11 protein-coding genes are annotated in these 15,101 nt (G+C 65.2%); 4 read left to right on the plus strand and 7 right to left on the minus strand.

The features are described 5' to 3' along the window. Positions 1-5 precede the first annotated feature (5 nt). A complete protein-coding gene (locus tag ACVWVP_RS30145; protein WP_457409742.1) occupies positions 6-1,088 on the plus strand; it encodes an LLM class flavin-dependent oxidoreductase in 1,083 nt (360 codons plus the stop codon). A 221-nt stretch (positions 1,089-1,309) separates the two neighbouring features. On the opposite strand, the gene ACVWVP_RS30150 is transcribed toward ACVWVP_RS30145, so the two are convergent. From ACVWVP_RS30150 to ACVWVP_RS30180, 7 genes are all read right to left on the minus strand, one after another. Next, the gene (locus ACVWVP_RS30150) at positions 1,310-3,085 is read right to left on the minus strand and encodes a dipeptide ABC transporter ATP-binding protein (protein WP_457409745.1); all 1,776 of its coding nucleotides are present in this window, start codon (positions 3,083-3,085) and stop codon (positions 1,310-1,312) included. Then, positions 3,082-3,891 (minus strand): ABC transporter permease, encoded by an 810-nt coding sequence (locus ACVWVP_RS30155; protein WP_259171257.1) that lies wholly within the window; start codon positions 3,889-3,891, stop codon positions 3,082-3,084. The genes ACVWVP_RS30150 and ACVWVP_RS30155 overlap by 4 nt, the downstream gene beginning before the upstream one ends. Then, positions 3,888-4,946 (minus strand): ABC transporter permease, encoded by a 1,059-nt coding sequence (locus ACVWVP_RS30160; RefSeq protein WP_457409747.1) that lies wholly within the window; start codon positions 4,944-4,946, stop codon positions 3,888-3,890. The genes ACVWVP_RS30155 and ACVWVP_RS30160 overlap by 4 nt, the downstream gene beginning before the upstream one ends. Continuing rightward, positions 4,939-6,495 carry an ABC transporter substrate-binding protein gene (locus ACVWVP_RS30165; RefSeq protein WP_457409748.1) on the minus strand — a complete coding sequence of 519 codons (1,557 nt, stop codon included), beginning with the start codon at positions 6,493-6,495 and terminating at the stop codon, positions 4,939-4,941. The genes ACVWVP_RS30160 and ACVWVP_RS30165 overlap by 8 nt, the downstream gene beginning before the upstream one ends. 3 nt (positions 6,496-6,498) lie before the next feature. Further along, complete coding sequence (locus ACVWVP_RS30170; protein ID WP_457409750.1) at positions 6,499-7,686, minus strand: LLM class flavin-dependent oxidoreductase; 1,188 nt, start codon at positions 7,684-7,686, stop codon at positions 6,499-6,501. A gap of 138 nt (positions 7,687-7,824) precedes the next feature. Then, positions 7,825-8,556 (minus strand): class II aldolase/adducin family protein, encoded by a 732-nt coding sequence (locus ACVWVP_RS30175; RefSeq protein WP_259171254.1) that lies wholly within the window; start codon positions 8,554-8,556, stop codon positions 7,825-7,827. 15 nt (positions 8,557-8,571) lie between these two features. Beyond that, positions 8,572-9,615 (minus strand): ABC transporter substrate-binding protein, encoded by a 1,044-nt coding sequence (locus ACVWVP_RS30180; RefSeq protein ID WP_457409753.1) that lies wholly within the window; start codon positions 9,613-9,615, stop codon positions 8,572-8,574. A gap of 302 nt (positions 9,616-9,917) precedes the next feature. Between ACVWVP_RS30180 and ACVWVP_RS30185 the strand changes: the two genes are divergently transcribed. From ACVWVP_RS30185 to ACVWVP_RS30195, 3 genes are all read left to right on the plus strand, one after another. Further along, positions 9,918-11,150, plus strand: a complete 1,233-nt coding sequence (locus tag ACVWVP_RS30185) for an acyl-CoA dehydrogenase family protein (protein WP_457409755.1) — start codon at positions 9,918-9,920, stop codon at positions 11,148-11,150. A gap of 156 nt (positions 11,151-11,306) precedes the next feature. Next, entirely contained in the window at positions 11,307-13,073 is a 1,767-nt protein-coding gene (locus tag ACVWVP_RS30190; RefSeq protein WP_457409758.1) for an ABC transporter ATP-binding protein, read from the plus strand. Further along, complete coding sequence (locus ACVWVP_RS30195; RefSeq protein ID WP_457409761.1) at positions 13,066-14,892, plus strand: ABC transporter ATP-binding protein; 1,827 nt, start codon at positions 13,066-13,068, stop codon at positions 14,890-14,892. The genes ACVWVP_RS30190 and ACVWVP_RS30195 overlap by 8 nt, the downstream gene beginning before the upstream one ends. Positions 14,893-15,101 lie beyond the last annotated feature (209 nt).

The following is a 15,101-nucleotide window of genomic DNA, read 5'->3' on the forward strand; positions in this document are numbered from 1 at the left end:
GCTCCATGTCCATTGAATTTGTCGGCATGATCTTCCCCCGCCAATGGTCCGAGACCCGTGGCGTTCGCAGCCCGGACTTCGACCTTGACTTCATCCGCCACCACGCCCGCGCCCACGAGCACGCCGGTTTCGACCGCGTGCTCATTGCCAGCGGCCCCGGCAGCGCCGACAGCCTGCAGATCGCCGCCTACGCGGCCGCGCACACCGAGCGCCTGGGGTTCATGATCGCCCATCGCCCGGGCCTCACCGCGCCGACCGTGGCCGCCCGTTCCTTCGCCACCCTGGACCACACCACCGGCGGCGGGCGCATACGCCTGCACGCCATCACCGGCATCACCGCCGAACCCCAGGAAGGCGATTTCCTGCTGGACAAGACCGAACGCTACCAGCGCACCGACGAATACCTGGAGATCGTGCGCCGCACCTGGACCGCCGAGGAACCGTTCGATTTCGAGGGCAAATACTTCAACATCAAGGGCGCGTTTTCACCGGTCAAGCCGCTGCAACAGCCGCATATCCCGATCTCGTTTGGCGGGTCTTCCGACATTGCCTACCAGATCGCGGTCAAGCATGCGGATTTGTATGCGCTGTGGGGCGAGCCGTTGAGTGGCGTGGCGGAACAGATTGCCAAGCTCAAGGCCGCCGCCGCGTCGGCCGGGGTTGACGAGCCACGGGTGAGTTTGTCGGTGCGTTTGATCTTGGGCGCTACCGAGGAATTGGCCTGGCAGCGGGCGGAGCAGATCCTGGCGCAAATCAAGGCCAACCCACAGTTTGCGGCGGGCAGTCCGTGGAGCAAACGCATCAAGGGCACCGGCTCGGAACGCTTGCTGGCGGCGGCCGCCTTGGGGGACCGCCATGACCGCGCGTTGTGGATGCCAACCGCCACGGCCGTGGGAGCGTATGGCGACACCACGGCGCTGGTGGGCACACCTGAAACAGTGGCGCAGGCCTTGTTGGATTACGTCGATCTGGGCGTGACCACGTTTTTGAATCGGGGCTATGACCCGTTGTACGACACCGTGGATTATGGGCGGTGGATCATTCCGGCGGTGCGGGAAGAGGCACGGCGCAGGCAGGCAAACGCCTAACCTGTGGCGGGGGAGCTTGCTCCCGTGAGGACCTCACAGCCAACCATGAATCACCAGGTTCACCCCTACCTTAACGGTGGGATCGGCGGTTCGACGATTCGACTTGCTCGCGAAGGCGGTGTGTCAGTTGAAAAAAGGGTGACTGACACACCGCCTTCGGGACCAAGCTCCCTCGCCACAGGTTATGCAGAACTCGTTCGATCACCGCGCAAATTTGCCCTTCACCCCAACGACGGCGAATGCGCAAGAAGCGTACGCGTATACGCCGCCTGCGGCCGGTCCAGCACCTCATCCACCGCGCCCTGCTCCACCACCCTGCCCGCCTTGAGCACCAGCACCCGGTCGGCAATCGCACGGACCACGCCGAGGTCGTGGGTGACGAACAGCAAGGTCAGCCCTTCGCGCTGCAACTGGCGCAGCAGGTCAAGGATCGAGGCTTGCACCGACACATCCAGCGCCGAGGTGATTTCGTCGCAGATCAGTAGCTTCGGTTCGCATAGCAGCGCACGGGCGATGGCCACGCGTTGGCGTTCGCCACCCGACAAACTCCCGGGGTACAGGTCGGCGACCGAGGCCGGCAGCGACACCCGCATCAGCACCGCTTCCACCCGTTGCCGCGCCGCTGCACCCTTCACGCAGAAGAAGTGTTCCAGGGGCGCACTCAGCGTCTGGTACACCGTTTGCCGTGGGTTCAACGCCCGGTACGGGTTCTGGAAGATGTACTGGATCGGGTGCCGCTGCCCCGCCTCACGCCGGCGTGCCTGCAAAGGTAAAGCCTGCCCCGCGTAACTCAATGCGCCGGTGGCGTTCTCGCCAAGGCCGGCAATGGCCCGGGCCAGGCTGGTCTTGCCTGAGCCGGACTCCCCCACCAACGCCAGGCATTCCCCTGGCTGCACCTGCACGTTGATGTCGAACAGCACTTGGCGGTCGTAGGCGACATTCAACGCGCTGACCGTCAGCAACGGCGCCTGGGTGTGCGCGGCGACGCTTGCAATCGGTGTCAGTGCGACCGCTTGCAACGGTTGCTCATGGGGCACCCAACAGGCCACGGCATGGGCGACGTCCACCGGCAAGGTGGGTTCCACCCGCGAACACGCGTCGGTAAACCGCTCGCAGCGCGGCCCGAAGCTGCACCCCGTTGGCCGCTGCCCCGGTGCTGGCGCATGCCCGGCAATCGCCTGCAATTCACGCCGCCCCGCCACATCCGGGATCGCCGCCAGCAACCCTCGGGTGTACGGGTGGGACGGCCGGCTGAACAGCGCCTCCCGCGTCGCCGTTTCGACGATGCGCCCGGCGTACATCACCATCACCCGGTCCACCAGGTCCTTGATCACCGCGAGGTCATGGGACACATACACCGCCGCCACCCCCTGGCGTTTGCACAGGTGGCGCAGGGTGTCGAGGATGTGCGCCTGGGTAGTGACGTCGAGGGCGGTTGTCGGTTCGTCCAGCACGATCAGGCATGGACGCAGCACAAACGCCAGCGCCAGCATCACCCGCTGTTGCTGACCACCGGACAGTTGATGGGGAAAGCGCCGCAGGAATTCCGGCTCATCCGGCAGGCCGACATCCTGCAACGTCTCGCGGATACGCACCTGTTGCGCCTCGCGATCCAATCCCAAAGGATGCACCGCCAGGGTTTCGCGCAACAGGTGGCCGATGCGCAGTGCCGGGTTCAGCGCCGTGGCCGGGTCCTGGGCGACATAGCCGATCAAACTGCCTCGGGCACGGCGCAGGGCTTCACCCTCTAGGCTCAACAGCGCTTGGCCGCCCACCTGCACCTGGCCGCCGACAATCTGCGCACCACGCCGCGCATGGGCCAACAACGCGGTGGCCAGGGTGGTCTTGCCCGAGCCGGACTCACCCACCAGCCCCAGGATCTCCCCCGCTTGCAGGCTGAACGAAATGCCCGACACCACGTCCACTTCGCCGGGTAATTCAACCCGCAGGTCACGCACCTGCAACACCGCGCTGTCGATTTCGGTCATGGCGTTCATGGCTGTTTTGCTCCCGTCCCTGCGCTGCTGCGGCCGATGCCCTCGGCCAGGATATTAGTGCCGTAGGCAAACACACCGATCAGCACGGCCGGGGCCAGCACCGCCCAGGGTTGTACCAGCAGGCCGGCCTGGTTTTCGTTGATCATCAAGCCCCAATCCGCCGTCGGTGGTGCCACGCCGTAGCCGAGAAAACTCAGGCCCGAAAGCATGCCCACGCCCCAGGTCAGCAGGTTGCCGAAGTGCACCAGCAACGGCGTGAGGATGTTCGGCAGAATCTCCTTGAACAGGATGCGCCGGCGCGAATACCCCATCATCTGCGCCGCTTCGACAAACTCCTGCCCCGCCACCGCCACCGCGCTGGCGCGTGCCAGGCGGATCACGCCGGGGATGAACGCGATCGACACCGTCAACACGATCAGCCACGGCGCACGCCCGAGCATCGAGACGATCAGCAACACCAAAATCAGGTCGGGAAACGCCAGGGACACGTCCGCCGACCAGGTGATCCACTGGTCCAGCCGTCGCCGCGACAAGCCGGCGAGCAAACCGAGGGTGGTGCCCACCGCCAGCGCCAGGCTCGCCGCCGCCACCGACATCCACAGCACCGACACGCCACCGCTGAGCAACCGCGACAGCACGTCGTGCCCCAGAAAGTCATACCCCAGCCACGCCGCGCCCGTGGGGGCGCCGTACACCGGGCCGACCATGTCCGTCGGCCCGTGGGGCGCCAGCCAAGGGCCGAGCAACGCCACAGCCACCACCAGCAGCGTGATCAACAGGCCCTTGCGGGTTTGCGGCTCGTTCATGCGTCACCTCGGGAACGGCGCCACCAGGGCGTAATGCCACGGCGGTTGCGTTGGATCAGGGTCACCCGCCGCGCCGTGCGCAGCTTGGGTGTCAGCAGCACAGTCAACAGGTCGGCCAGCAGGTTAATCAGCACCACGGCCAAGGTGATCACCAGCACAATCGCCTGCACCATCGGCAGGTCGCGCATCTGGATCGCTGCGTTGAGCGCGGTGCCAATGCCGGGGTAGCTGAAGATCACTTCGGCCAGCACCGCGCCGCCGATCAAGGTGCGCAAAGTCAGCGCCACCCCCTGGATGGCCGGCACCAGAGCATTGGGCAAGGTATGGCGCCACACGATGCGCCGCTCGGGCACCCCACGCAAACGGGCGGCAATCACGTAGTCGGACGCCAGCGCCTCGATCATCGCAGCACGCACCATGCGGGTCAGGTACGGCAAGGCGGTGAGGCTCAGGGCCAACACCGGCAGCACCAGGAACCTGAGTTGACGCAGCAGCGACTGGTCCGGGTCGAGGATCGACACGGCCGGCAAAAAATCCATATGGGGCATGGAAAACAACAGCACCAGGCCAATCGCCAACAGGAACCCCGGCGTTGCCTTGAGGAAGATCAGCAGCGACAGGCCCCAGCGATCCAGCCGGCTGTCGCGCCGCAACGCCAACGCCACGCCCAGTGCCAATGCAGTGGGCACCACCACGGCGATGACGCCCGCCAGCAACACCAGGGTGTAGCCAAACCGCCCCCACAGCAGGTGACTGACCGGCACGTTGGAGTCGAGCGACACACCCAGGTCGCCCCGCAAAGCCGAGCCCAACCAGCGCAGGTATTGCCAGGCAATCGGCTGATCGAGCCCAAGTTGATGTTGCAGCGTGAGGATGCTGTCGAGCGGCGCGTCCGGGCCGAGGATCACCCGCGCCGGGTCCGACGGCAGCGCCTGGGTGGCGATGAACACCACCAGGCTGATCACCCAGGCGGTCAGCAGGCCATAGCCTAGGCGCCCGACAAACCAGGACAGCCACGCCGGTGTGCGTGGGGTGTTGCAGTGCGGCTCAGACATGGTTCAACCACAACTCATCAAAGCGCCAGGAGGCGAAGGTGGTCTGTTCCGGCGTGAGGCCACCGACCTTCACCGAAGCCGCGTCCAGCACGTCGCTGAAACCCCAGATCAACAGGCCGCCACGCGCGTGCTGGATCTGCTGCGCTTCATGCACCAGGCCTTTGCGCAACGCCAGGTCGGGCTGGGCCAGGGCCTGGCGGTACAGGTCGTCAAAGCGCGGGTCATGGAAGTTGCTGCGGTTATAGATCGCCAACGGTGCATCGTTATGCAACGCCGACGCGAGGAAACCACGGGCCGGTGTGGAGCCCGGCGACACTTGCCATTGCTCGCGTTGCGGGCCGTTGAACACGGCGCCGTCGACTTGGCTGACGCGCACCTCGACACCGGCCTTCTTCGCCTGCTGGGCAAACACCAGCGCGGCGTTGACGCCCGGCCCCGGCGTGGTGGTCAGTTCCACGCGCAGGTCGGTCTGGCCGGCCTGGCGCAACAACGCCCGCGCCTGCTCCAGGTCATACGGGCGCTGGGCAATCCCATGGTTGTAGGTGGGGTCGTGGGGCGAATAGAGATCGTTGGCGATACGGCCAAAGCCGTTCAGGCCTCGGTCCACCAACTCTTGCCGGTCGGCCAGCAAGCGAAACGCCTGGCGCACCCGCACATCGTCGAACGGCGGCTTGGCCAGGTTCAGGTTGAAGCCGGTAAACGAGGTGGTCGGCGATACGCTCAGTTGCAGCCGCGAGTCGGCCTTGAGCAATGCACTGTGCTCGGCCTGCACGCCGCTGGCGACGTCGATCTGCCCGGCGCGCAAGGCGGCAACCCGGGACACCTGGTCCTTGAATTCGATGATTTCCAGCTCGTCGGCATACGGCTGGCCGGGCTTGTAGTAGTTCTCGAACCGCGTATACAGCGAGCGCTGGCCGGGTACAAAACGCTTGAGCTTGTAGGGGCCGGCGCCCACCGGATTAGTGATCGGGTCATAGTCGGTGGGCACGATGCCGCCGAAGCTGATCAGGGTTTCATCCAGCGGGAAGAAGCTCTGACCGTGCTTGAAGCGGATTTCGATCGTGCGTTCATCCAGTTTGCGCAAGGCATTGCGGTCGATGGCCCCCACCAGCCCGGCAAACGGCGAAGCCAGCTTCGGGTCGGTGAGGCGCAACAACGAAAACAGCATGTCGTCGGCGCCGATGGTCTTGCCGTGGTGAAACTCCAGGCCCGGCTTGATGCGGATGGTCCAGGCGCTGGCGTCGGCGTTCGGCTCGGCGAATTCGGCCAGGGCCAGGCGCGTGCTGACGTCGGTGTTCCATTCCCAGAACTTGCTGTACAGCGCCCAACCGCGAATGATCCCGCCGCCCACCGGTTTGTGGGCGTCCAGGTTGCCGGACTGGTCACCGTCGATAATGCCGACACGCAAGCGCCCCCCGCTGACGGGCTTGCCGGTAAGGACGGCCGCGCCCTGGGTCGCCGCACCACTGTCACAGCCCCCCAACAGCAAGCCGCCGCCGATGGCCAGGCTATTGCCGAGAAACACCCGGCGGGAAAATCCGTCACTCATCACTCAAGCCTCTTCGCGCTGCACAACCGTGTGGGTGACGCCCAGGCGTGGCACGTCAAAACCGTGGTCCAGGTCGAGCAGCGGGAACAACAGGTCGGCCACGCGGTGGGCTTCGTCGATCAGCGGGAAGCCCGACAAGATGAACGCCGACGTGCCCTGGGCCTCGTATTCACGAATGCGCTCGGCCACTTGCTCGGCGCTGCCCACCAGGTAGGTGCCGGCTGCCGGGCCAAGAATATTGAAGCCGAACAGGCTAGGCCCGAGCCACACGTTGGGGTAGATCTCCAGCTCGCGTGCGGTGGGCAAGCGCCCGCTGCGAACAGTGTCGACATTGCGCTGGATGTGCGGGTCGTCGCTGTGGAAATCATCCAAGCTCACCCCCGGCGGCAGCTGGCGTTCGATGGCGTTTCGTGCGGTTTGCAGCGAGGTACGCTGCAGCAGTTTTTCGGCGTGGGCCCAGGCTTCTTCCTCGGTCTCGCGCACGATGATCTGCAGGCGGGTGCCGAAGGTCAGCTCGCGGCCGATCTTCGCGGCCTCGGCGGCCACCTTGCGGAACTTGTCGCCCAATTTTGGCGGGGTATTGGCGAAGCTCAGGTACACGTCCAGCAATTGCACCGAATGCTCGACACCCGGCCCCGATGTGCCTGCGCCCCACAGCGGGATGCCGGGCTTCTGGTACGGCGGGTGCCAGCCGCCCAACGGATGCCTGGCCGCGCCCGGCGAACGGGGGGCGAGCTTGACGTAATCGCCGTCATAGCCACGGGTATCGCCGGCATAGAAGCCCTGGAACGCCCGCCAGTATTCGAGGCTGAAGGCATAGCGTTCGTCATGGGGGTAATGCACGCCCAGCGTCGCCAGGCCCGCGTCATTGCCGTTGACCACGTTGAACAACAGGCGGCCGTTGGAGAACTGGTCGAAGGTCAGCGCCCATTTGGCCAAGACAGCCGGCGACAGCTCCCCCGGGTGTTGGGCCACCAAAAAGCGCAGGCGTTGGGTGGCGTCGATCAGCGAGGCGGCCACGGCCAGGCTTTCATTCGGGCTGGAGCCGAGCAAAGAGCCGTAGTAACCCAGGCGATCACTGGCGACGGCCAGTTGCTTGAGGTGGTGGAAATCGGTTTTCCAGCGGCCTTCGGGCTCCCACGGATAAGGCCCGTCGGGCGTGGTGAGGTACCAGAGAATTTTTACGGCCATGACAACACATCCTTGAATTAAAAAATCCCCCTGTAGGAGCCGGCTTGCCGGCGATGGCGGCGGCACATCCGACATTGATGTCGCCTGGTACACCGCTATCGCAGGCAAGCCAGCTCCCACAGTTGGACCGAGTGAACCTTAGCTACGACGGTCAATCGCCGGCACCAGGCCCAACGCCGTAGCCTGCTCGAACAACCCGCTCATCTTCCATTGCTGGGTCAACACGCCCGGGCCGTAGGCGCGCGAGCCCCCCAGTGCGTCGGCGAGCAATTGCAGTTGTGCGCCCTCCTCCAGCAACAGGATGAATTCCGCCGTGGCGCGAAGCCCTTGCTTGCCCCACACCGTGGAGCCGCCGTTGGCTTCGAGGATCGCCAGGTTGAAGGGGTTTTCGGCGATCTTGTCGAGGATGAAATCCACCTCTTGCTGGCGGCGGTCGATGTACACCGGCAGCTCACGCGCCAACTGGTAGCGCTGCACCGGCACGTAATGAAATGGCAGGGTGCGGTGGGTCTGGGCCCAGGCGCCCAGGTACGGCGAATGCACGTGGGACACGGTGGTCACGTCCGGGTGCTGCTGGAACAGCTTGGTGTAGCGTCCCAGGCCACCCTTGCCCTTGCCGAAGATCACGTTGCCGGCAAAGTCGGTGACGGTGGCCTGCAGCGGCTTGCGGTAGTTCCACGGGCCGCCGTAGTTCACCGACACCAGCAGCTCCTGGCCGGGGACGCGCTCGATAAAGCCAACGGTGCCGTTGGCGGTGATGGTGTTCGTTTCGCGGAACACGGTGAAGGCTTCTTCAGCTTCCAGCAGGACCTTGTCGATAAAGGCCTGCAACTCCTGGCTGATGGGTTGTGCGTGGACGATGGCAGTCATGGGGTGTCTCCAGGTTCAGGCGCGGCGCTTGGCCAACAGTTCATGGGCGGCTTGCAGGGGGCGCGGGTCGACCCAGTCGGCGATGGCAAAATCGCGCTCCAGGAAGCCGTGCAGGTAAAGGAAAGTCTTTTGGGTGTCGAGGAACGCCAGGCGCTGGGCCGACAGGTCCGGTGCCAGGGTGGTGTGGAAGTCGCCGCGATAAGCCTCGGCCACACCGGCACTGCCCGCGCGGGTTTCTTCTTCAAGAATCGCGTTGAGGCTGTCGCGGTTGTTCGCGGCCCACTCGGCGGCGCTGAGGGTTTGCGCGAGGAAGCGCACCACCAGGTCAAAGTGGTTGTCCAGCAGGCTCTGGTGGACGGTGATCGGCCGCGGCGTGCCGTTGTTGATGCGATAACGCGGCTCGGCGATCAGGTCCAGGTCGATGCCCACCACCAGGCCGAGCCGGCGCGCTGCGTCAGCAGCCGAAGCGCCCTTGACGTACACCGCGTCCACCTCACCACGCACCAGGTAATCCAGGCCCGACCACAGGCGCTGCAAGCCACGCTGCGGGTCGGGGGCCTGTTCCTGATCCTGCAACGCCACTTCGACCAGCGTCACGTCATCAAAGCCCAGGCCGGCCAGGCTCAGGGCGCCCTTGTATCCGTGCAGGCTCATGGCCCGGGCAATGCTGCCCGGCCGGCTTTCCCCCCACGCTGGCAGGGCCAGGCGCTTGCCTTTCAAGTCCTCGGGGCGGGTGATGCCGGAGTCCGGGCGCACGAGGATGGTCTGCCATTCCTCGATCCAGGTCAGGCCGATCAGCCGGCTCGGCGCACCGGCTGCACGGGCGGCCAATGCCGGCACATTGCCGCCTTCGCGAAACAGCCCTGGCAGGTCGTGATCGTAATGATGACGACCCAGCTGGCGGGCCTCCTGCAAGGTGGACACCGGCAGGCCATCGGCGGCGAACTCTTCGGTGAGCCAGCCCAGCTTGTAGGCGATGCCGGACGCGGTCGGCACCGGGCAACGGGTAAACCAGATCTGCTCAAGCTCAGGCGTGGGCAGGACAGCGGAAAGGGTCATCGGCAGCTCCATTGAATTGGGCGGGTTCAGTGGAGGGGGTATTGCAGAGGCCGTGCCAAACGGCCAAAGCCCCGGTTTACGGGCCTGATGCCCGGGGCTATGCAACGCGATTGCTGACCTGCCAACAGCACTGCTGCTGCGCCAGCAGTCGCTTGGGGGTGTTGCTTCTCCAGCAGCACCCCGTGTGCCTCAGCCCCCGTGCCATGGGGTTTCAGGCGTTGGCTTGGAACTTGCTCAAGCCCCTTCAGACACCGCTCGCTCTTGTAGGAGCCCGGCGCGAACCAAACCAGAAGGATGAATGCATGACTACGTTTGAACAGGCCCCCATACGCCAGCTGCACAGCGAAGCCGAGGCCATCGCCGCCGCCCATGAAATCGCCCAGGAGATCGCCGCCATTGCCGCCGACCACAGGCAAAACGGCCAACTGCCGTGGCGCCAGGCGCAGCTGTTATCGGAGAGCGGCATCACCGCCATCGGCGTGCCAGAGGCCTACGGCGGGCTTGGCGCGTCGGTGCAAACCATCGTCGAGACCGTGCGCATCATCTCGGTGGCCGATGGCGGTGTGGGGCAACTGCTGCAGATCCATAACGTGATGCTGCGCGGCATCTTCAATGGTTACCCCGACGCCGTGCGTGATCGCCTGGTCAGCGATGTGCTGGCCGGCAAACGCTTCGGCAATGCGCTGGCCGAGGTCGGCGGCAAGAACAAATTCGCGCTCAAGACCCGCGTCGAACGCCGTGAGGACGGTGCCCTGGTGCTCAACGGCAGCAAGTTCTACTCCACCGGCTCCTACCTGGCCGAATGGATCTCCCTCACCGCCGCCTCGGAGGATGGCGGCGCGGGCGTGCTGCTCAACCGCAACGCGCCGGGCCTGACCCTGGTGGATGACTGGGAGGCGTTCGGCCAGAAAAACTCGGTGAGCGGCACGGTGAATTTCGACAACATCGTGCTGGACGAAGACTACGTGTCACGGCGCAAAGGCCCGATGAAACGCACCGGGCTGACCTTCCCGCAGATCCTTCACGCGGCCATCGACACCGGCATCGCTGCGGGCGCGCTGTCGGCCGCCGTGGATTACCTCAAGCACAACGCACGCCCGTGGGTGGAAAGCGGCGTCGATCACGCCAATGAAGAGCCGCACATCATCAAGCAGATCGGCGAATACGCCGTGGCCTTGCGCGCCGCCGAGTCGCTGTTGCGCGATGCGGCACGGGTGTTTGATGCCCATGAGCTGGACCCGGAGAACAAGGCACTGCAAGACGAACTGATCCTCTCTGTGGCCACCGCCCGTGCTCACTCCGACAGTGCCTCGCTGAAGATCTCCAGCGACATCTTCTCGCTGCTCGGCGCCAGCGCATCCCTGAGCAAATGGAACCTCGACCGCTTCTGGCGCAACGCCCGGGTGCACACCACCCACGACCCGATCCGCTGGCGCCTGCACCACGTGGGCAACTACTACCTCAACGACGTGGACCCCGGCGAATACACCGCAATCCTCAACGCCAAGGAAACCCAGGGCGCCACCCAAAAATAACCACACAACTCTGTAGGAGCCCGGCTTGTCGAAACGTCGCACCGCGGCGATGGCGGTGTGTCAGGCGACATCTGTAGTGGATGTGCCGACGCCATCGCCGGCAACCCGGGCTCCTACACGGGGACGCGTGAATTCCTTTTTGCCGATGAGCTTTTCATGATCGAAAGACACCCTCTTCTGCGCAGCCTGGCGATCTACCGGGAAATGCCCTGGCGGTTCAGCCTGGTGGCAGCGCTGTACATCGCCATCAACCTGGGGCTGGTCTGGCAGCAATGGCTGATCGGCCACGCGGTCAACGACGTCAGCGCCGGCCGCGCCGTGGTGCATCACGCCGACGGCAGCCTCGACGCCAGCCTGGGTTGGTACTGGCTGGGCCTGATGCTGGCCGTGGCCCTGGGCCGTGGCGTGCTGCAATACGTCGCCAGTGTGCTGTCGCTGGTGATCAGCCAAGAGCTGCTGACACGCCTGCGCGAACGCATCCTGGCCCAGGTGCAAAGCCTGCACCTGGGCTACCACTGGCAGCACGGCATGGGCGAGATGATCACCCGCACTACCCGCGACGCCGACAAGGTACGCGACGCGCTGATCACCTTCTGGCGCCAGTTGGTGGAAACGCCCTTGGTGGTACTGGCCACCGTGGGTTTGCTGAGTTGGTACGACCCACTGCTGGGCCTGGTGCCGCTGCTGCTGACGGTCACGGGCCTGGGGATTTTCGTGTTGCAAACCGAACGGCTGGTGGGCCTGGACCGTGCCGTCGGCAGCGCCTATGACCGCGTCAACCAGGACCTGAGCGAAGGCATTGGCGGGGTGCGGGTGATCAAGTCATTTGCGCTGGAGCAACCGCGTATCCAGGGTTTTGCCGACCAAGTGGCGGTGTTTGCCACGTTGGCCCGGCAGGCCCTGGCCTATTCCAGTTCACGCATTCCGCTGCCCCAGGCGGTGGTCGCACTGGGGCACGTGTGGATCCTGGTGTACGGCGCGCATCTGGTGGCGGCCGGTCAGTTGGGGATTGGTGAGCTGGTCACCTCCCTGCTGATCGCCACCACGCTGGTGTTCCGCATCGAAGGCATCGGCCGGGTGATGCAGACGTTCGCCGACGCCCGCGCCAGTGCCGAGCGCATCTGGCAATTGCTTGATGCTCCCGCCGCGATCCAAAGCGGCACTGCCACCCTGCCCGCCAGCCCCTTGGGGCTCAAGCTGGACGCGGTGAGTGTCACCGCGCCTGGCGGTGGTCGCGACATTCTGCAGGGCTGTTCGCTGACCTTGCAGCCCGGTGAGATCGTCGCATTGGTCGGCGCCACGGGCACTGGCAAGAGTTTGCTCGCCAGCCTGTTGCCACGTTTGAGCGATGTGACGGCCGGGCGCGTCTTGCTGGGCTCGGACCGTCATGGCTGGCAGGACATCCGCGCCCTGCAACTGGGCCCATTGCGCCAACGGGTGCACGTGGTGCCGCAGGAGAGTTTCCTGTTCGCCGGTACCCTGGCCGCCAACCTGCGCCTCACGGCACCCGATGCCAGCGACGAACAACTGCGCGACGCCCTGCACTTGGCCGCCGCCGAAGATGTGTTGCAACGTCTGCCCCACGGGCTGGAAACGCCCCTGGGCGATCGCGGCGTCACCCTGTCCGGCGGCCAGCGTCAACGCCTGTGCCTGGCCCGCGCGTTGCTGGGCAAACCGGACATCCTGTGCCTGGACGACGCCACCAGCGCCCTCGACGCCATCAGCGAACGCCAGGTGCTGCACAACTTGCGGCAACTGCAGGGCACGACGGTGCTGGTGATCTCCAGCAAGCTCTCGACCATCCTGCTGGCCGACCGCGTGCTGATGCTCGACGCCGGCCACATCGTCGCCCAAGGCACCCACACCCACCTGCAATCCACCGACGCGGCTTACCGCGACCTGCTGGGGATCGACCATGGCTAACCCGCTGCCAGGCAAAGCCTTGAGCGACATCGAAATCGAAGAAATGCTGGCAAAAAAAGCCCTCGACCGGGGCATGTTCAAGCGCCTGCTGCCGCTGCTGCGACCGATCCGACGTCAGATCCTGGCGGTGATCGGTATCGAGATCTTGCTGGTATTTACCGTGTTCCTGCGCCCGTGGTTCGTGCGTGAACTGCTCGACCGCGGGCTGGTTCAAAGCGCCGATCACTGGCTGCTGGATGAACGCCTGGTGCTGTGGCTGGGCCTCGGCCTGGCGGCAAGCTGGTTGGCGCGCTTTCTGTTGGCCGGGGTCTCGCAGTTCGTGGCCGGCAGCGCGGCGATCCGGGTGCTGAACGCCTTGCGTGTACAGGTGTTCGCCCATGTGCAGGGCCTGAGCGTGAGCTACTTTGACCAGACCCGCGCCGGGCGCATCATTTCCCGGGTCGACCGCGACGTGGACGCCCTTGAACCGCTGGTGATCCAGGGCCCACCGGAATTACTCGGCGCCGTGCTGCGTTGCGGCCTGGCGTCGGTGATGCTGTGGCGTATCGACCCCCGCTTCTTTCTGAGCCTGGTGGCGACGGTGCCGCTGCTGGTCATAGCCACCTGGAGTTTCAAGCGCATCTCCCAGCGCAACTGGGCCAAGGTCGCGGAAAACCGCAGCCGCTTTACCGCGCACCTGGTGGAAAGCGTCAGCGGCGCACGCCTGCTGCAACAATGCGCCCAGGAAACGCCCAACCTGCAGCGTTATCGCGGGCTGCTGGATGACTTCAACCACGCACTGATTCGCGGCAGCTTGCGCTCGTCGTGGTTTGCGCCGTTTACCGCCCTGCTCAGCTCGGCCGGCATCGCCCTGTTGTTGCTGGTGGGCGCCTATGGCCTGGCAGCGGGCGACGTGAGTGTGGGCCAGGTGGCTGAAAGCCTGTTCTACGTGTTTCTGTTCCTCGGGCCGCTGCAGGAACTGTCGGACCTGTTCGAGCGTTACGCCACGGGCTCGGCGTCGGCGCAGCGGATCTTCCTGTTGCTCGACACCCGCCCGCAGATCGTCGACAGCCCCGCGCCTCAACCACTGCCGCTGGCACGCGGTGACGTGCAGTTTGACCAGGTGGGATTCAGCTACGGGCAGACGCCGGTCCTCACCGGGCTGAACCTGCATATTGCGGCGGGTGAAGTGCTGGCGATTGTCGGCCCGTCCGGGCATGGCAAGAGCACGCTGGTGCAGTTGCTGACGCGTTTCTACGAAGCCCAGACCGGCGCGGTGCGGCTTGACGGTATCGACGTGCGCGACCTGGCGCAACACACCCTGCGCCGGCATGTGGGGGTGGTGTTGCAGGACAACGTGTTGTTCAGCGGCAGCATTCTCGACAACCTGCGCCTGGCGGCGCCCCAGGCGTCTGATGCGCTGCTGATTGCCGCGGCCCGTGAGTTGGGGGCAGATGAGGTGTTGGAGCGGCTGCCCCATCAGTACCACACCGAGGTGGGGCCGCTGGGCGCGCATTTGAGCCATGGGCAGCGGCAGTTGGTGTGCCTGGTGCGCGCGTACCTGGCGGACCCGGCGGTGCTGGTGCTGGATGAGGCGACGTCGGCGGTGGATATTCATACCGAGCGGCGGATTCAGCGGGCGTTGCGACGGCTGTGTGAAGGGCGCACGGCGATCATTATTGCCCATCGGCTGGCGACGATTCGGGATGCGGATCGGATCGCGGTGGTGAGGCATGGGCAGGTGGTTGAGGTGGGGGGGCATGGGGAGTTGATTGAGAGGGATGGTGTGTATGCGGGGTTGTATCGGAGTTATTTGTTGAGTGCGGAGGTGGTGGTTTGACGTCGTGTACATATCCGTTATTGGAGTAACGGCTGCTTATGGTTCCGCTCTTACAGCGGCTCACTTTTGAAAAGCGCAAAAGTAAGCAAAACGCTCTTGCCCCAACACTCGGCACCTCGCCTAGGCTCGGCATGCCCTCACTCCGGCTTGAATCCGTGGGCCGCCGTCATGGGCCATCCTTGGCCCAGGACGGCTAACCCGGCGTCCTG

Source organism: Pseudomonas sp. TE24901 (assembly GCF_054058375.1).